This window comes from Pseudomonas aylmerensis (assembly GCF_001702265.1).
GTDB lineage: Bacteria > Pseudomonadota > Gammaproteobacteria > Pseudomonadales > Pseudomonadaceae > Aquipseudomonas > Aquipseudomonas aylmerensis.
In genome coordinates this window covers 127,839-145,045 of the sequence record NZ_MAUE01000010.1, presented here as the reverse complement: position 1 = coordinate 145,045, position 17,207 = coordinate 127,839, and the positions used below count along the sequence as shown (strand labels likewise).

At 59.4% G+C, this 17,207-nt stretch carries 14 protein-coding genes; 10 read left to right on the top strand and 4 right to left on the bottom strand.

What is annotated here, in order from left to right:
- Positions 1–39 precede the first annotated feature (39 nt).
- Complete coding sequence (locus BBG20_RS06800; protein ID WP_065901573.1) at positions 40–945, top strand: DUF808 domain-containing protein; 906 nt, start codon at positions 40–42, stop codon at positions 943–945.
- Between the two features lie 135 nt (positions 946–1,080).
- On the opposite strand, the gene BBG20_RS06795 is transcribed toward BBG20_RS06800, so the two are convergent.
- Positions 1,081–1,869 (bottom strand): MlaA family lipoprotein, encoded by a 789-nt coding sequence (locus tag BBG20_RS06795; RefSeq protein WP_065901571.1) that lies wholly within the window; start codon positions 1,867–1,869, stop codon positions 1,081–1,083.
- Positions 1,862–3,160: a serine/threonine protein kinase gene (locus BBG20_RS06790; RefSeq protein WP_065901569.1), complete on the bottom strand. Its 1,299-nt coding sequence runs from the start codon at positions 3,158–3,160 to the stop codon at positions 1,862–1,864. Before BBG20_RS06790 ends, BBG20_RS06795 begins: the two co-directional genes overlap by 8 nt.
- A 235-nt stretch (positions 3,161–3,395) precedes the next feature.
- Between BBG20_RS06790 and BBG20_RS06785 the strand changes: the two genes are divergently transcribed.
- Positions 3,396–3,764 carry a hypothetical protein gene (locus BBG20_RS06785; RefSeq protein ID WP_065901568.1) on the top strand — a complete coding sequence of 123 codons (369 nt, stop codon included), beginning with the start codon at positions 3,396–3,398 and terminating at the stop codon, positions 3,762–3,764.
- Between the two features lie 70 nt (positions 3,765–3,834).
- On the opposite strand, the gene BBG20_RS06780 is transcribed toward BBG20_RS06785, so the two are convergent.
- Positions 3,835–5,388: a glycoside hydrolase family 17 protein gene (locus tag BBG20_RS06780; protein WP_065901567.1), complete on the bottom strand. Its 1,554-nt coding sequence runs from the start codon at positions 5,386–5,388 to the stop codon at positions 3,835–3,837.
- 332 nt (positions 5,389–5,720) lie between these two features.
- Here BBG20_RS06780 and BBG20_RS06775 point away from each other — a divergent pair, with 332 nt between their 5' ends.
- The 3 genes from BBG20_RS06775 (at position 5,721) to BBG20_RS06765 (ending at position 8,824) form a co-directional block, all read left to right on the top strand.
- Positions 5,721–6,572 (top strand): glycine betaine ABC transporter substrate-binding protein, encoded by an 852-nt coding sequence (locus tag BBG20_RS06775; protein WP_065901566.1) that lies wholly within the window; start codon positions 5,721–5,723, stop codon positions 6,570–6,572.
- A gap of 285 nt (positions 6,573–6,857) precedes the next feature.
- Entirely contained in the window at positions 6,858–7,169 is a 312-nt protein-coding gene (locus tag BBG20_RS06770; RefSeq protein WP_016972153.1) for a DUF485 domain-containing protein, read from the top strand.
- Entirely contained in the window at positions 7,166–8,824 is a 1,659-nt protein-coding gene (locus tag BBG20_RS06765; RefSeq protein ID WP_065901564.1) for a cation acetate symporter, read from the top strand. The genes BBG20_RS06770 and BBG20_RS06765 overlap by 4 nt, the downstream gene beginning before the upstream one ends.
- A gap of 379 nt (positions 8,825–9,203) precedes the next feature.
- Here the strand turns inward: BBG20_RS06765 and gltA are convergent, their stop codons facing one another.
- Entirely contained in the window at positions 9,204–10,493 is a 1,290-nt protein-coding gene (gltA, locus tag BBG20_RS06760) for a citrate synthase (RefSeq protein ID WP_014717728.1), read from the bottom strand.
- Between the two features lie 364 nt (positions 10,494–10,857).
- Between gltA and sdhC the strand changes: the two genes are divergently transcribed.
- The 5 genes from sdhC to BBG20_RS06735 all read left to right on the top strand — a co-directional run bounded on the left by sdhC (position 10,858) and on the right by BBG20_RS06735 (position 17,179).
- Entirely contained in the window at positions 10,858–11,232 is a 375-nt protein-coding gene (gene sdhC / locus BBG20_RS06755; protein WP_003172804.1) for a succinate dehydrogenase, cytochrome b556 subunit, read from the top strand.
- Positions 11,226–11,594: a succinate dehydrogenase, hydrophobic membrane anchor protein gene (gene sdhD / locus BBG20_RS06750; RefSeq protein ID WP_003172805.1), complete on the top strand. Its 369-nt coding sequence runs from the start codon at positions 11,226–11,228 to the stop codon at positions 11,592–11,594. Before sdhC ends, sdhD begins: the two co-directional genes overlap by 7 nt.
- Before the next feature lie 3 nt (positions 11,595–11,597).
- The gene (gene sdhA, locus BBG20_RS06745) at positions 11,598–13,370 is read left to right on the top strand and encodes a succinate dehydrogenase flavoprotein subunit (protein ID WP_065901559.1); all 1,773 of its coding nucleotides are present in this window, start codon (positions 11,598–11,600) and stop codon (positions 13,368–13,370) included.
- Between the two features lie 11 nt (positions 13,371–13,381).
- A complete protein-coding gene (locus tag BBG20_RS06740) occupies positions 13,382–14,086 on the top strand; it encodes a succinate dehydrogenase iron-sulfur subunit (RefSeq protein ID WP_003172807.1) in 705 nt (234 codons plus the stop codon).
- A gap of 261 nt (positions 14,087–14,347) precedes the next feature.
- A complete protein-coding gene (locus BBG20_RS06735; protein ID WP_065901555.1) occupies positions 14,348–17,179 on the top strand; it encodes a 2-oxoglutarate dehydrogenase E1 component in 2,832 nt (943 codons plus the stop codon).
- Positions 17,180–17,207 lie beyond the last annotated feature (28 nt).

Genomic DNA, 17,207 nt, shown 5'->3' with positions numbered 1-17,207 from the left:
CGTTATATTCGCGGCATTCTCACGGCAGGAAGTCCCCCAATGGCAGGAAGCAGTTTGCTGGTACTGATCGACGACATCGCCGCGGTGCTCGACGATGTGGCGTTGATGACCAAGATGGCCGCCAAGAAAACCGCCGGGGTCCTCGGCGATGACCTGGCACTCAACGCCCAGCAGGTCTCTGGAGTACGCGCCGAACGGGAGATCCCGGTGGTGTGGGCGGTGGCCAAGGGCTCGTTTCTCAACAAGCTGATTTTGGTGCCGGCGGCGCTGTTGATCAGTGCGTTTGCGCCTTGGGCGGTCACGCCGCTGTTGATGCTGGGCGGGGCTTACTTGTGTTTCGAGGGGTTTGAAAAGCTCGCGCACACGTTCCTGCACAAGCGCACCGAAGAGCAGGCGCATCTGGTCGAGGCCGTGGCCGACCCGGCAACCGACCTGGTGGCGTTCGAAAAGGACAAGATCAAAGGCGCGATCCGCACCGACTTCATCCTCTCGGCGGAAATCATCGCGATCACTCTCGGCACCGTGGCCGCTGCACCGTTGATGCAGCAGGTGGTCGTGCTGTCAGGCATTGCCATCGTCATGACCATTGGCGTGTATGGCCTGGTGGCCGGCATCGTCAAGCTCGATGACCTGGGCCTGTGGCTCACCCAGAAGCCCGGCCAGATGGCGCGCAGCATCGGCGGCGCAATCTTGCGCGCGGCGCCGTACATGATGAAAAGCCTGTCGGTGATTGGTACGGCGGCGATGTTCATGGTCGGCGGCGGCATCCTGACCCATGGCGTGCCGGTGGTGCATCACTGGATCGAGACGGTCAGCCAAAGTACCGCAGGCTTGGCGTGGTTAATGCCGACCTTGCTGAATGCGGTGGCGGGGATCATTGCGGGGGCGGTGGTGTTGGCCGTGGTGTCGGTGGTTGGCAAGGTATGGCGAGCGACGAAAAGCTGATTCACGGGTGTTCAAGCTTAATCCTACTGTTCCAGGCGGCAGGTGTGCCTCCTGGTCACAGTGTTAGCTGAGTCAGCAAAATCAGCGCAATAAAAAAGGCCATTCATTCGAATGGCCTTTTTTTGTCGGCGGTTACTACTCCGCAATCTGCAACTTGCGCGACTCGGTATAGATATACCGCACCTTTTCATACTCGAACGGTGAGTTCATCTGCCCATAGCGGAAGCTGGTCTGGTAGCGCTTGTCGACCGCGCGCAGGGCCCAGATTTCCGGGTGGTTTTCGCTGACTTTGGACACGTTGAGGAAGTTGATCTCGGTCTCCGCGCCGTAATCGACCAGCAAGCCCGTGGTGTCACGCAGGTTCGACGGGCCGAAGATCGGCAGGACCAGGTACGCGCCGCCTGGCACGCCATAGAAGCCCAGGGTCTGGCCGAAGTCTTCGCTCTGGCGCGGCAGGCCCATGGCGGTGGCCGGGTCCCACAGGCCGGCGATGCCGATGGTGGTGTTGAGCAGCAGGCGCCCGGTGGTTTCCAGGGAGCGGTGGCCCTTGAGCTGCAGCAGGCTGTTCAACAGGTTGGGCACGTCTCCCAGGTTGTTGAAGAAATTGCTCACGCCGGTGCGCAGGAAGCTCGGGGTGACGTAGCGGTAACCATCGACCACCGGCAGGAACACCCATTGGTCGAAGCGGTAGTTGAAGTGGTACACGCGGCGGTTCCACGACTCCAGCGGGTCGTAGACGTTGAGCGCGGTCAGCGACGAACGCTCGAACTCGCGTTGGTCCAGGCCGGGGTTGAACTTGAGCTTGGTCAGCGGTTCTTTGAAGCCATCGGAGCCCACCACGGTAGGCGCATGGGCCTTGCTGTTGTCGGCGTTGGCCACGCCTGCGCACATCAAGGCGGCAAGCAGCAGAAGATATTTAGCCACGGAAGAACTCCAGCATGGCGTCGGCGTTGACGCGGTAATTGAGGTTGCCGCAGTGGCCGCCCAGCGGGTAGACGGTCAAGCGATCGCCGAAGGTTGTACGCAGGAAACCGAGGTCGCCGGGGCCCAGGATCACATCGTCGGCGTTGTGCATGACGGCGATTTTCGGGCTGTTGTGCAGGTAATCCTTGAGTGCATACAGGCTGACCTGGTCAACCAGTTGCAGCAGGCTGCCGCCATCGGAACGGGCGCGCCACATCGGGATGACCTGCTCGGTCAGGTAGCAGTCGAAATCGCATTGCAGCGCACGCTTGAGGAACGGCGTGAGGCTGGTGCCTTCGGTGATCGGGTATTTCGGCGGGATGATCAGGCCACGGCGGTTGATCAGGTCCGAAGTGAAGGCAATGTCGGCGGCCGAGAAGCGGAAGGAGGTGCCGATCAGCATGGCCATCTGTTCGTTGGTCAGGTGCTGCTTGGAGTTCTGGAAGTCGTAGAGCAGGGCGTCATTGAGGTCGATATAGCCCTTTTGCTGGAAGTAGCGGGTGAGCTTGTTCAACACCAGCTCATAGAACGTGGTGGTGTTGTTGATGCCCTTGACCTCGGTCTGGACCAGTTTGTCGAGGTTGGTGATCGAGGTGTAGAGGTTGACCGGCGGGTTGAGCAGCAGCACTTTCTTGAAGTTGAAGCTGCGGCGGGTCTCGTCGAGCTTGCTGACAAAGGCCGCATCCAGGGCACCGAGGCTGTAGCCGGTGAGATAGAAGTCGGTCACCGGCAGCGAGGCATTCTGTGCACGCACGGCCTGCATCACGCGGTACATGTCTTCGGCGTCTTCCTGGCTGATGCCTGGGGTGGCGAAGCGCGAAGCCGAGGCGATGAAATCGAAGCTGGTCGGCGACGACAGTTGCACCACGTGGTAGCCGGCCTGGTAATAGAGTTTTTTCAGGTATTCGTTGATGCTGCTGTCAAACCGCGCACCGGTACCGGCGATCAGGAAGATCAGCGGGGCGGCACGGTCCTGCTTGGCGATGCGGTAAGTCAGCTTCTTAACCGCCCAGAAGTTGTCCGGCAGGCTGAATTCGCGCTCGGGGCGCATGTTCAGGGTGTAGTCGGACTGGTTGATCTCGTCGTCGCTCGGCAATTTGGGCCGCAGGTCAGGCGGTGTGGTCGCGATGGTCGCTTCGAACGGGTTGGTCAAAGGGTAGCCATAGCTGGCTTGGTCGATATCGACGGCCAGTGCTGACGCACTCAAAAAAAGGCTGCCCAGCAAGGCAGCACAGCGCAAGGAACGGAGCATGACTTTATCCCTAAGAGGAAACGTGCTGAATGAAGTTCGCAGGCTATGACCACCGCGTTGCCACCGAAGTGCCAGCCCTCGGCACGAAAAGTCGGAAAAAAACGTCGGAATCGGGGTAATAGTAGCCAGACGATACACTTTGGCACGCTTTGTTGAACAGTTATCTGCGTACACACCTTGCTAACGGCCGCCGGCGCATTAAGCTGAGCGCCGTTTTTGCCTATCGGAGTGCTCCATGTCTCGCCGCTTGCCGTTGATTTTGCTGCTTATCGCCTTGCCGTTGTGGCTGGCTGCCAGCTATGCCGCGCGTTATGGCTTCATGGAGGATGGCCAGTGGGTCGGCATCTGCGCGGATGAGGCCAGCCGCTGGGAATGCCAGGTGCGTTCGAACCTGGGCTTGATGATTCACTTCAAGGTGTTGGGCTGGGCGGCACTGGTGACGTCGGTGCTCGCGTTTTTCGTGCCGGGCCGTGCGGGGTGGGGATTGGCGGTGTTGGGGCTGGTGTTCGGCCTGCCGGCGCTGGCGTTGTACAACACCACCTTCGCGGTGTTTGCGGTGGTGATCGCGGGGTTGCGGTTGGTGCGCAAGAACAGGGCCGTCTGAATAGGCGCTATCGCCGGCAAGCCAGCGCCTACGATCGAGTGTAGGCACTGGCTTACCGGCGAAAGCGGTGTTACGCCTTACGCACTCGCAGACAGCGCCACAACGCTACAACCATGAGCAGGCTAACCACCGCCCAACCCCACGCCTGCTGGTTCAACAACCCTTCACGGTACAACTGCGGCGCAATGCCGGCGCCGATGATGAAGGTCAGCAGGGCAATCTCCCGGCGTGGCCCGGTCACCGGGCGTACCAGGTACACCAAGGCCGGCAATACCAGCGCTGCACTCGGGAAGCTGCGATAACGTGGGTCGAACACCAGCGCCAGCATCATCACGGCGCCAGCAAAGCCGGCGATTGCCACCAGCCAGCCCGCGCGCTGCTCCAGCCAGTTGAACGCCCGCTCGCGCCAACCTTCGCGAGCGCTCAAGGCCAGCGCAGCGTGGGCCAGCACCAGCAGGTTCAGCGCGACCAGTAACCCGGCCCATACCCACTCATCATTGAAACGCGCGGTCACGCGGGTCAGTTCAGCCCAGGTGCCGATGGAGCAGGCCGCCACTGCGCCCAGCAGCGGCAGGGCAAACGCGGCCCGGGTGCTGCGCACGCGACCGCCGAGCGCCAGCGTGCCCAGCAGGATAATCCCGCCCACCCCCAGCCACAGCGGCCAATACGGCACGTTGGTCACCGGGCCGGCAAGGATGCCCTTGTCCTGGCGATCGGCATCGAACAGGCCCCAGTAACCGCCGACGGCGCCTTCACTCGCGCGCTTCCACGGCTGGTCAAAGGCTTCGATCAGGTTGTAATGCCAGCCATTGGCTTCAGCCATGGCGACGAAACCCCGCATGAACTTGGCCTCATTGACCCGGCTCGGCACCGCCGTTTCGCGCTGCCGGCCTTCGCTCGGCCAGCCGGTCTCGCCGATCAACACGTCCTTGGGGGCAAACTTGTTGCCGAACGTCTGGCGTACATCGCCCACGTGCTTGAGCGCCTGGTCGATGCCAGACGGATCATCTTCCCAGTAGGGCAGCAAGTGAATGGTCAGGAAATCCACCGCCGGGGCGATTTCCGGGTGTTGCAGCCAGAACTCCCAGACATCGGCGTAGGTGACCGGCTGCTTGATCTGGCTTTTGACGGTATGGATCAGCGTCACCAGCTGTTTGGCGGTGACCTCCTTGCGCAGCAGGGCTTCATTGCCGACGATCACCGACGTCACTACATCGGGGTTGGCGTTGGCGGCAGCGATCAACGCGTGGATTTCTTTTTCGGTGGCAACCGGGTCACTGCTGACCCAGGCGCCGGCCATCAGCTTCAATCCATGCTTGCGCGCCATTTCCGGCAAGGCTTCCAGGCCGGTCATGGAGTAGGTGCGGATGCATTCGAAGCGGGTGGCCAGCAGGGCGAGGTCGGCATCCATGCGCTCGGGACGCAGCTTGAACGGCTGGTCGAAGGGCGATTGGTCTTTGTCGAACGGCGTGTAGGATGCACATTGCAGCTTGTGGCTGGCGCTGGCGACATCCGGCAGCACGACCGGGCGGCCGAGGCCGTACCAATAGCCAGCGAGGGCCAGCAGGCCGAGGATCAAGGCGAAGCAATAGGGCAGGGCAGGGAAGCGGGCGGTCGCGGGCATGGTCGGCTTATCTGGAGGAGCAAAGGCGCGCATCTTACCCGGATTTGCCCCGTCCCAGTGGGGCTGCATAATTTTGACATGCAAAGTTCGGGCGGGATTCCGGGTTCGAGTCCTACAAAACTTCCTACTGGCGATGTGATGTCGTTTCTTGCTTGCATGAGGTCGCTGACAGAGCAGGTCCGAGGTTCCGGCAGGTTGATGATCGAAGTGTCAGTTCTCCGCTGGCGGCGCACTACCGTGATTGATGCGCGTGAAGGGGGCGCGGTGCACCACATAACAACAGGTTGACGTCGCTCGGCATCCGTCGGGCGCAGCACTTTCGGGGAAGTACTATGAAGATGCGACGACTCTTGGGCGCGGCTGCCACGCTGGTAGTTGCGATGAGCTCCACACTGGCCAGTGCCGACAGCAAAACCCTGAGCATCGGCTACGTGGACGGTTGGTCGGACAGCGTTGCCACCACCCACGTGGCGGCAGAGGTGATCAAGGAAAAGCTCGGTTATGACGTGAAACTGCAGGCCGTCGCCACCGGGATCATGTGGCAGGGCGTGGCCACCGGCAAGCTCGACGCCATGCTTTCCGCGTGGTTGCCCGTGACCCACGGCGAGTACTGGGCCAAGAACAAGGACAAGGTGGTCGACTACGGCCCCAACTTCAAGGATGCGAAGATCGGCCTGATCGTACCGGAGTACGTCAAGGCCAAGTCCATCGAAGACCTCAAGACCGACACCACCTTCAAGAACAAGATCGTCGGCATCGACGCCGGCTCAGGCGTGATGCTCAAGACCGACGAGGCGATCAAGGCCTATGGCCTGGACTACAAGCTGCAAGCCAGTTCGGGCGCCGCGATGATCGCCGAGCTGACCCGTGCCGAAGACAAACAGGAATCCATTGCGGTCACCGGTTGGGTGCCACACTGGATGTTCGCCAAGTGGAAACTGCGTTTCCTGGACGATCCAAAAGGGATTTATGGTGCTGCTGAAACCGTCAACAGCATCGGCAGCAAGGGCCTGGAGAAGAAAGCGCCGGAAGTCGCAGCCTTCCTGAAGAAATTCCAGTGGGCCTCCAAGGACGAAATCGGCGAAGTCATGCTGGCGATTCAAGAGGGCGCCAAGCCTGACGCAGCGGCCAAGGATTGGGTCGCCAAGCACCCTGAGCGGGTGGCCGAGTGGGTGGGTAAATAAGGGTTAACCCTGTAGAAGTGACGCAGCAGGCCTGATGTGGGAGCGGGCTTGCTCGCGAATGCGGTGTGTCAGTCAGCACATTTATTGACTGATGTACCGCATTCGCGAGCAAGTCCGCTCCCACATTTTTTTGCCTGCCATTCAGGCTGTTGTTTATTTGTTGACTGAAAAACTTGCGAAGTTGCTATCTCGCTCTACTACTAAGGTCGTCTGGAACCTGTCCCGCAGCCGCATACAGTGGATACGTTCCAATAATAAAAAAGCTGTGCTGCGAGGATAAAAACAATGAACGACAGCATTTACCTCTCGATTCAAAACAGCCCGCGTTTCAAGGAGCTGGTCAGAAAAAGGGAAAGGTTCGCCTGGATTCTCTCGGCGATCATGCTAGGGCTTTACTCCGCTTTCATCCTGTTGATTGCCTATGGGCCACAAGTGCTGGGGGCCAAGCTCAGCCCCGGTTCGTCGATTACCTGGGGCATTCCCCTGGGCGTCGGGCTGATTGTGTCTGCCTTTATCCTGACCGGCATCTACGTGCGCCGGGCCAATGGCGAGTTTGACGACCTGAACAATGCGATTCTCAAGGAGGCTGCGCAATGATCCGGCGTCTACTGGCAATATTCGGCGCGTCGCTGTTTGCGCCTGCTCTTTGGGCGGCGGACGCATTGACCGGTGAAGTGCACAAGCAACCGTTGAACGTCTCGGCCATCGTGATGTTTGTCGCGTTTGTCGGTGCCACCCTGTGCATCACCTACTGGGCTTCCAAGCGCAACAAGTCGGCGGCCGACTATTATGCGGCCGGCGGCAAGATCACCGGCTTCCAGAATGGCCTGGCGATTGCCGGCGACTATATGTCGGCGGCGTCTTTCCTGGGTATTTCCGCCCTGGTGTTCACTTCCGGCTACGACGGCCTGATCTACTCGATCGGCTTCCTGGTGGGCTGGCCGATCATTCTGTTCCTGATCGCCGAGCGCCTGCGTAACCTGGGCAAGTACACCTTTGCCGACGTGGCGTCCTACCGCCTGGGCCAGACCCAGATCCGCAGCCTGTCGGCATGTGGCTCGCTGGTGGTGGTGGCGTTCTACCTGATCGCGCAGATGGTCGGTGCCGGCAAGCTGATCCAGCTGCTGTTCGGCCTGGACTACCATGTCGCCGTGATCCTGGTAGGTATCCTGATGTGCCTGTATGTGCTGTTCGGCGGCATGCTGGCGACCACTTGGGTGCAGATCATCAAGGCCGTACTGTTGCTGTCCGGTGCCTCGTTCATGGCGCTGATGGTGATGAAGCACGTCAACTTCGACTTCAACACGCTGTTCGCCGAAGCGATCAAGGTTCACCCTAAAGGTGAGGCGATCATGAGCCCTGGCGGCTTGGTCAAAGACCCGATCTCGGCATTCTCGCTGGGGCTTGCGCTGATGTTCGGTACCGCTGGCCTGCCGCACATCCTGATGCGCTTCTTCACTGTAAGCGACGCCAAGGAAGCGCGTAAGAGCGTGCTGTATGCCACAGGCTTCATCGGTTACTTCTATATCCTGACCTTTATCATCGGCTTCGGCGCGATCCTGCTGGTCAGCACCAACCCGGCGTTCAAGGATGCTGCAGGCGCCTTGCTCGGCGGTAACAATATGGCGGCAGTGCACCTGGCCAACGCGGTGGGTGGCAGTATCTTCCTGGGCTTCATCTCGGCCGTGGCGTTTGCCACCATCCTGGCAGTGGTTGCCGGTTTGACCCTGGCGGGTGCCTCGGCGGTGTCCCATGACCTGTATGCCAGCGTGATCAAGAAAGGCAAGGCCAACGAGAAGGATGAGATTCGCGTGTCGAAGATCACCACCATCGCCCTGGCTGTATTGGCGATCGGCTTGGGTATCCTGTTCGAAAGCCAGAACATCGCGTTCATGGTCGGCCTGGCGTTCTCGATTGCCGCCAGCTGTAACTTCCCGGTACTGCTGCTTTCCATGTACTGGAAGAACCTCACCACCCGTGGCGCCATGATTGGCGGCTGGCTGGGCCTGGTCAGTGCGGTTGGCCTGATGATCCTGGGCCCGACCATCTGGGTCTCGATCCTGCACCACGAAAAAGCCATCTTCCCGTACGAATACCCGGCGCTGTTCTCGATGATCATCGCGTTCGTGGGCATCTGGTTCTTCTCCATCACCGACAAGTCGGCGGCGGCAGAGAAAGAGCGTGCGCTGTACTTCCCGCAGTTTGTGCGTTCGCAGACTGGCCTGGGAGCGAGTGGGGCGGTTAACCACTAATCGCTGTAGCTGTTACAAAAAAATGCCCCGGTCGTGAGATCGGGGCATTTTTTTGCTTTTATTGGTAACGGATACGACAAAACTGTTTCTCAAATCCTGTAGCAATAAAACTGCCTGGCGAGGCCGTTTTCACCCCTGTGCACGGTGAGGCTGACTGTCACGTGAGGCATTTACCCCGCAGAACGTGGGAACGATCAGCCACGACCCATTGCAGGGGTCGGCTTGCCGGCGATGGCAGCCTGGAGCCTGGCGCTGTCCTTGCGGGCATCATCGCCGGCAAGCCGGCTACTGCAGTGGGGGAGGGGTTGTAGGGGGGGCTGCAGAAACAAATAAGGCCTCCAGAGGAGGCCTTATTCAGTGCAAGGAGGCAGTCAGCTGCTTACTTGCGATCTTCCAGCTTGGTGATGTCACGCGACTCGTAGCCGGTGTACAGCTGGCGCGGGCGGCCAATCTTGTACGGGCTGGAGAGCATTTCTTTCCAGTGGGAGATCCAGCCCACGGTCCGCGCCAGGGCGAAGATCACGGTGAACATGCTGGTTGGAATGCCGATCGCCTTGAGGATGATCCCCGAGTAGAAGTCGACGTTCGGGTACAGCGAGCGTTCGATGAAGTACGGGTCGGTCAGGGCGATCTCTTCCAGGCGCATGGCCAGTTCGAGTTGCGGATCGTTCTTGATCCCCAGTTCCTTCAGGACTTCGTCGCAGGTCTGCTTCATCACGGTGGCGCGCGGGTCACGGTTCTTGTAGACGCGGTGACCGAAGCCCATCAGCTTGAACGGATCGTTCTTGTCCTTGGCCTTGGCGATGAAGGTGTCGATGTTCGAGACATCGCCGATTTCATCGAGCATGGTCAGTACGGCTTCGTTCGCACCGCCGTGGGCAGGGCCCCACAGTGCGGCGATACCGGCGGCGATACAGGCGAACGGGTTGGCACCCGAAGAACCGGCCAGGCGTACGGTAGAGGTGGAGGCGTTCTGCTCGTGGTCGGCGTGGAGGATGAAGATCCGGTCCATTGCCTTGGCCAGCACCGGGCTGATCGGTTTGATCTCGCACGGAGTGTTGAACATCATGTGCAGGAAGTTTTCCGCGTACGTCAGGTCGTTGCGCGGGTACATCATGGGTTGGCCCATGGAGTACTTGTAAACCATCGCGGCCAGGGTCGGCATCTTGGCAACCAGGCGGATCGCGGAGATTTCGCGATGCTGCGGGTTATTGATGTCCAGGGAGTCGTGATAGAAGGCCGACAGGGCGCCGACCACACCGCACATGACGGCCATCGGGTGGGCGTCGCGACGGAAGCCGTTGAAGAAGGTCTTCAACTGCTCGTGAACCATGGTGTGGTTCTTCACAGTGCTGACGAACTGCGCTTTCTGCTCGGCTGTTGGCAATTCGCCATTTAGCAGCAGGTAGCAGGTTTCCAGGTAGTCCGATTTCTCAGCCAGTTGCTCGATCGGGTAGCCCCGGTGCAGCAGAATGCCATTATCGCCATCGATATAGGTGATCTTCGACTCGCAAGAGGCGGTCGACATGAAGCCTGGGTCGAATGTGAAACGGCCCGTGGCCGTCAGGCCCCGTACGTCGATAACATCGGGACCAACGGTGCCGGTTAAAATGGGCAGCTCGACGGGGGCTGCGCCCTCGATGATCAACTGCGCTTTTTTGTCAGCCATGTGGCCTCCTATTTATGCTTCAAATCATCAGACAGACCCCCCACGCAGGGCCCGCACCACTATAGTGAGATAAATTCAGATGTCAATTTGCCTAAAGTCTTGCTCCAGAAGGCTTTAACCGTACTTTTTCCTCGAAATTGACTGCCATTTACGCCTTTTATCCCGCCAGCGCAATCAGCTATTAGGGTGAGGAGCGCGCGTTGTCATTAGTAACCTAACTGTCTATACTCGGCCACCGACCGCCAAGGGCTTTTGGGCTTGCTTTCATTGGGGGTCGCACTCCCTGGGTGGTGCTTACCTGACCAGTGCACTCCCCAACAACTTTGCCCTGATTGTTAGGGGCTCTTCAGTGTGAAAAAAAGCCGTGAATAGCCAACGACCTGTAAACCTAGACCTAAGGACCATCAAACTCCCCATCACCGGCGTTACGTCGTTCCTGCACCGTGTTTCCGGCATCATCCTGTTCCTGGGCTTGGGCATCATGCTTTATGCATTGAGCAAATCCCTGGGTTCCGAGGAAGGATACGCCGAGGTGAAGGCATGCTTGACCAGCCCGCTGGCCAAGTTCGTAGCATGGGGCCTCCTGTCCGCTCTGCTGTATCACCTGGTAGCCGGTGTGCGCCACTTGATCATGGATATGGGCATCGGTGAGACGCTGGAAGGCGGCCGACTGGGCTCGAAAATCATCATCGCCATTTCCGTGGTGCTGATCGTTCTGGCAGGAGTTTGGATATGGTAACCAGCGTTACGAATCTGTCGCGTTCGGGCCTCTATGACTGGATGGCACAGCGTGTGTCTGCGGTCGTTCTCGCGGCTTATTTCATTTTTCTGATCGGATACCTCGTCGCAAACCCGGGCATTGGCTATGAGCAATGGCACGGCCTGTTTTCCCACAATGCGATGCGAATCTTCAGTCTGCTGGCACTTGTAGCCCTGGGCGCACACGCCTGGGTCGGCATGTGGACTATCGCGACCGACTACCTGACGCCGATGGCGCTGGGCAAGTCCGCGACTGCAGTACGTTTCCTCTTCCAGGCAGTATGCGGCGTCGCGATGTTCGCTTACTTCGTCTGGGGTGTGCAGATTCTTTGGGGTATCTGATTCATGGCTAACATTCCAACTATTTCATTCGACGCCATCATTATTGGTGGCGGCGGTGCTGGCATGCGCGCAGCGCTGCAGCTGGCCCAGGGCGGTCACAAGACTGCCGTGATCACCAAGGTGTTCCCGACGCGTTCCCATACCGTCTCGGCCCAGGGTGGCATCACTTGCGCCATCGCCTCTGCCGACCCGAACGATGACTGGCGCTGGCACATGTACGATACCGTCAAGGGTTCCGACTACATCGGTGACCAGGACGCTATCGAATACATGTGTCAGGAAGGCCCGGCTGCCGTATTCGAGCTGGACCACATGGGTCTGCCGTTCTCGCGCACCGAGCAAGGTCGTATCTACCAGCGTCCATTCGGCGGCCAGTCGAAGGATTACGGTAAAGGCGGCCAGGCTGCCCGTACCTGCGCTGCGTCCGACCGTACCGGTCACGCGCTGCTGCACACCCTTTATCAGGGCAACCTGAAAGCCGGCACCACGTTCCTGAACGAGTACTACGCGGTTGACCTGGTCAAGAACGCGCAAGGCGAGTTCGTCGGTGTGATCGCCATCTGCATCGAAACCGGTGAAACCACCTACATCCGCGCCAAGGCGACTGTCCTGGCGACCGGCGGTGCAGGTCGTATCTACGCGTCGACCACCAATGCCCTGATCAACACCGGTGACGGCGTTGGCATGGCCCTGCGTGCTGGCGTGCCGGTGCAAGACATCGAGATGTGGCAGTTCCACCCGACCGGTATCGCCGGCGCGGGCGTACTGGTTACCGAAGGTTGCCGTGGTGAAGGTGGTTACCTGATCAACAAGCACGGCGAGCGTTTCATGGAGCGTTATGCTCCGAACGCGAAAGACCTGGCGGGTCGTGACGTTGTTGCCCGTTCGATGGTCAAGGAAATCATCGCCGGCAACGGCTGTGGCCCGAACGGCGACCACGTACTGCTCAAGCTCGATCACCTCGGCGAAGAAGTGCTGCACAGCCGCCTGCCAGGTATCTGCGAGCTGTCCAAGACCTTTGCTCACGTTGACCCGGTGGTTGCTCCGGTGCCGGTTGTTCCGACTTGCCACTATATGATGGGCGGCGTGCCGACCAACATTCATGGCCAGGCGATCACCCAGAACGCCGAAGGCCAGGATGAAATCATCCACGGTCTGTTCGCCGTAGGCGAAGTGGCTTGCGTATCGGTTCACGGTGCCAACCGCCTGGGCGGCAACTCGCTGCTCGACCTGGTGGTATTCGGCCGTGCTGCTGGCCTGCACCTGGAAAAAGCGCTGACCGACGGCATCGAATACGATGACGCGACCGACGCCAACATCGAGGCCGCCCTGGCGCGCCTGAACGCTCTGAACGAGCGTACCGATGGCGAAGACGTGGCGACCCTGCGTCGCGAGCTGCAAAGCTGCATGCAGAACTACTTCGGTGTATTCCGTACCGGCGAATACATGCAGAAGGGTATTGCCCAGCTGGCTGACCTGCGCAAGCGCATCGCCAACGTCAAGATCAACGATAAGAGCCAGGCCTTCAACACCGCTCGTATCGAAGCTCTTGAGCTGCAAAACCTGCTCGAAGTGGCTGAAGCGACTGCGATTGCCGCCGAGGTTCGTAAAGAATCCCGTGGTGCTCACGCTCGTGAAGACTTTGAAGATCGCGACGACGAAAACTGGCTGTGCCACACCCTGTACTTCCCGGGTGACAAGCGCGTTGCCAAGCGTGCCGTGAACTTCTCGCCGAAGACGGTTCCGACGTTTGAACCGAAGATTCGGACTTACTAAGGGTGGCTGCCATGTTGAAAGTCAGTGTTTACCGCTACAACCCTGATCAGGACGCTGCGCCGTTCATGCAGGAATTCCAGGTCGATACCGGTGGTAAAGACCTGATGGTGCTGGATGTATTGGCACTGATCAAAGAGCAGGACGAAGGTTTCTCCTATCGTCGCTCTTGCCGTGAAGGTGTGTGCGGTTCCGACGGCATGAACATCAACGGCAAAAACGGCCTGGCGTGCATCACGCCACTGTCCGCTGTCGTCAAAGGCAACAAGCTGATCGTTCGTCCTCTGCCAGGTTTGCCGGTTATCCGTGACCTGGTCGTCGATATGAGCATCTTCTACAAGCAATACGAGAAAGTTAAGCCGTTCCTGCAGAACGATACTCCGGCTCCGGCCATCGAGCGTCTGCAGTCCCCGGAAGAGCGTGAAAAGCTCGACGGTCTGTACGAGTGCATCCTGTGCGCTTGCTGCTCGACGTCGTGCCCATCCTTCTGGTGGAACCCGGACAAGTTCCTGGGTCCAGCTGCCCTGCTGCAAGCGTACCGCTTCCTGGCAGACAGCCGTGACACCAAGACGTCCGAGCGTCTGGCTTCGCTGGATGACCCGTTCAGCGTATTCCGCTGCCGCGGGATCATGAACTGCGTCAACGTATGTCCCAAAGGCCTGAACCCGACTAAGGCCATTGGTCACATCCGTAACATGCTGCTGCAAAGCGGCGTGTAACGACGTTGTAGTAAAAGCAGGACCGTTGTGCCCGTAAATGCTACGGCGCAGGCTTCAACCGGCGCCGTAGTTTTAACTTGAGCAGCGACTTACAAAGCCGCGGCTCTTATTTTGAAGAAATGAGACAAGCAGGGGCATTCGGGTTGGTACCCGAACTATCAGCGTGATCCTAAGTGGCTTGTTTTGGTCGCTGCACTTGGCCTTTTGCAAGCAAACTCGGTGTTTTCGCCGGTGGTGTCCCCAAATCGAGGGTGACCAAGCATGCAAGAAAGCGTGATGCAGCGCATGTGGAACAGCGGCTATCTTTCAGGTGGTAACGCTGCCTATGTGGAAGAGCTTTATGAGCTCTACCTGCACGACCCTAACGCTGTGCCAGAAGAATGGCGCACCAAATTTCAGACGTTGTCTTCAGACGGCAACGCTGCCACCGATGTATCGCACGCAACAATTCGCGATCAGTTTGTGCTGCTGGCAAAGAACCAGCGCCGCGCCCAACCGGTTTCCGCCGGCAGCGTGAGCAGTGAGCACGAGAAGAAGCAAGTTGAAGTATTGCGACTGATCCAGGCCTACCGGATGCGTGGCCACCAGGCGGCCCAGCTTGACCCGCTGGGGCTCTGGCAGCGTCCTGCACCTGCTGACCTGTCGATCAATCATTACGGCTTGACCAATGCCGATCTTGATACGACCTTCCGTGCCGGCGACCTGTTCATCGGCAAAGAGGAAGCGAGCCTACGCGAAATTCACGAAGCGTTGCAGCAGACATATTGCCGCACCATTGGCGCTGAGTTCACGCACATCACCGATTCCGAGCAACGCCACTGGTTCCAGCATCGCCTGGAAGGCGTGCGTGGCCGTCCGGTGCTGTCTGCCGACGTGCGCAGCCACCTGCTGGAGCGCGTGACCGCAGCTGAAGGTCTCGAGAAATACCTGGGTACCAAATACCCGGGCACCAAGCGTTTCGGCCTGGAAGGCGGCGAAAGCCTGATTCCGATGCTCGACGAGTTGATCCAGCGTTCCGGCTCCTACGGCACCAAGGAAATCGTGATCGGCATGGCTCACCGTGGTCGCCTGAACGTGTTGGTCAACACGTTCGGCAAGAACCCGCGCGAGCTGTTCGACGAGTTCGAAGGCAAGAAGAAGGTCGAGCTGGGCTCCGGTGACGTTAAGTACCACCAGGGTTTCTCGTCCAACGTGATGACCACCGGCGGTGAAGTTCACCTGGCCATGGCGTTCAACCCCTCCCACCTGGAAATCGTTTCTCCAGTGGTCGAGGGTTCGGTACGTGCTCGCCAGGATCGTCGTAACGACACCACCGGCGAGAAGGTGCTGCCGATTTCCATCCACGGTGACGCGGCATTCGCCGGTCAGGGCGTGGTTCTGGAAACCTTCCAGATGTCGCAGACTCGCGGCTTCAAGACGGGCGGTACCGTTCACATCGTCATCAACAACCAGGTGGGCTTCACCATCAGCAACCCGTTGGACGCGCGTTCCACCGAGTACGCCACCGACGTTGCCAAGATGATCCAGGCGCCGATCCTCCATGTGAATGGTGATGATCCGGAAGCCGTGCTGTTCGTGACCCAACTGGCCATCGACTACCGCATGCAGTTCAAGCGTGACGTGGTGATCGACCTGGTTTGCTACCGCCGTCGCGGTCACAACGAAGCCGATGAACCAAGCGGCACCCAGCCGTTGATGTACCAGCAGATCACCAAGCAGCGCACCACCCGTGAGCTGTACGCCGAAAGCCTGACCAAGGCCGGCGTGGTTGACGATGCGCGTGTTCAGGCGAAAGTCGACGAATACCGCAACGCGCTGGACAACGGTCTGCACGTAGTGAAAAGCCTGGTCAAGGAGCCGAACAAAGAGTTGTTCGTGGACTGGCGTCCTTACCTGGGCCACGCCTGGACTGCACGTCACGATACCTCGTTCGACTTGAAGACCCTGCAGGAACTGTCTGCCAAGCTGCTGGAAATTCCAGAAGGCTTCGTCGTACAGCGCCAGGTCTCGAAGATCTACGAAGACCGTCAGAAGATGCAAGCCGGCGGCCTGCCGATCAACTGGGGTTACGCCGAAACCATGGCGTACGCGACCCTGGCGTTCGAAGGTCACCCGATCCGCATGACCGGCCAGGACATCGGCCGTGGTACGTTCTCGCACCGTCACGCGGTATTGCACAACCAGAAAGACGCCAGCACCTACGTACCGCTGCAACACCTGTACGAAGGCCAGCCGCGTTTCGACCTGTACGATTCTTTCCTGTCCGAGGAAGCCGTACTGGCGTTCGAATACGGTTACTCGACCACCACGCCGAACGCGCTGGTGATCTGGGAAGCCCAGTTCGGCGACTTCGCCAACGGTGCCCAGGTGGTTATCGACCAGTTCATCACCAGCGGCGAGCACAAGTGGGGCCGTCTGTGCGGTCTGACCATGCTGCTGCCACACGGTTATGAAGGTCAGGGTCCGGAGCACTCCTCGGCCCGTCTGGAGCGTTACCTGCAGCTGTGCGCCGAGCACAACATCCAGGTGTGCGTGCCGACTACCCCGGCCCAGATCTACCACTTGCTGCGTCGCCAGGTGATTCGCCCGCTGCGCAAGCCATTGGTAGTACTGACGCCGAAGTCGCTGCTGCGTCATAAATTGGCCATCTCGACCCTGGAAGATCTGGCTGACGGCTCGTTCCAGACCGTGATTCCAGAAATCGACACGCTGGACGCCGCCAAGGTCACTCGCCTGATCCTGTGCAGCGGCAAGGTCTACTACGACTTGCTGGAAAAACGCCGTGCAGAAGGCCGCGAAGACATCGCCATCGTGCGTATCGAGCAGCTTTATCCGTTCCCGGAAGACGACCTGATGGAGGCCATCGCGCCTTACACCAACCTCACCAACGTGGTGTGGTGTCAGGAAGAACCGATGAACCAGGGCGCGTGGTACAGCAGCCAGCATCACCTGCGTCGCAGCATCGGTAACCACAACAAGGCCCTGGGCCTGGAGTACGCCGGTCGTGATGCTTCTGCTGCACCTGCGTGTGGTTATGCGTCGATGCACGCCGAGCAGCAGGAAAAACTGCTGCAAGATGCTTTCACTGTTTAACGCCTTCGCGCTGACTGAAACCGAATTT

Coding starts and splice junctions, on each gene's coding strand:
- sdhD (WP_003172805.1), top strand. CDS start 11,226: ATGGTAACCAGCGTTACGAATCTGTCGCGTTCGGGCCTCTATGACTGG.
- BBG20_RS06775 (WP_065901566.1), top strand. CDS start 5,721: ATGAAGATGCGACGACTCTTGGGCGCGGCTGCCACGCTGGTAGTTGCG.
- BBG20_RS06780 (WP_065901567.1), bottom strand. CDS start 5,388: ATGCCCGCGACCGCCCGCTTCCCTGCCCTGCCCTATTGCTTCGCCTTG.
- BBG20_RS06735 (WP_065901555.1), top strand. CDS start 14,348: ATGCAAGAAAGCGTGATGCAGCGCATGTGGAACAGCGGCTATCTTTCA.
- BBG20_RS06770 (WP_016972153.1), top strand. CDS start 6,858: ATGAACGACAGCATTTACCTCTCGATTCAAAACAGCCCGCGTTTCAAG.
- BBG20_RS06790 (WP_065901569.1), bottom strand. CDS start 3,160: ATGCTCCGTTCCTTGCGCTGTGCTGCCTTGCTGGGCAGCCTTTTTTTG.
- BBG20_RS06740 (WP_003172807.1), top strand. CDS start 13,382: ATGTTGAAAGTCAGTGTTTACCGCTACAACCCTGATCAGGACGCTGCG.
- BBG20_RS06800 (WP_065901573.1), top strand. CDS start 40: ATGGCAGGAAGCAGTTTGCTGGTACTGATCGACGACATCGCCGCGGTG.
- sdhA (WP_065901559.1), top strand. CDS start 11,598: ATGGCTAACATTCCAACTATTTCATTCGACGCCATCATTATTGGTGGC.
- BBG20_RS06785 (WP_065901568.1), top strand. CDS start 3,396: ATGTCTCGCCGCTTGCCGTTGATTTTGCTGCTTATCGCCTTGCCGTTG.
- gltA (WP_014717728.1), bottom strand. CDS start 10,493: ATGGCTGACAAAAAAGCGCAGTTGATCATCGAGGGCGCAGCCCCCGTC.
- BBG20_RS06765 (WP_065901564.1), top strand. CDS start 7,166: ATGATCCGGCGTCTACTGGCAATATTCGGCGCGTCGCTGTTTGCGCCT.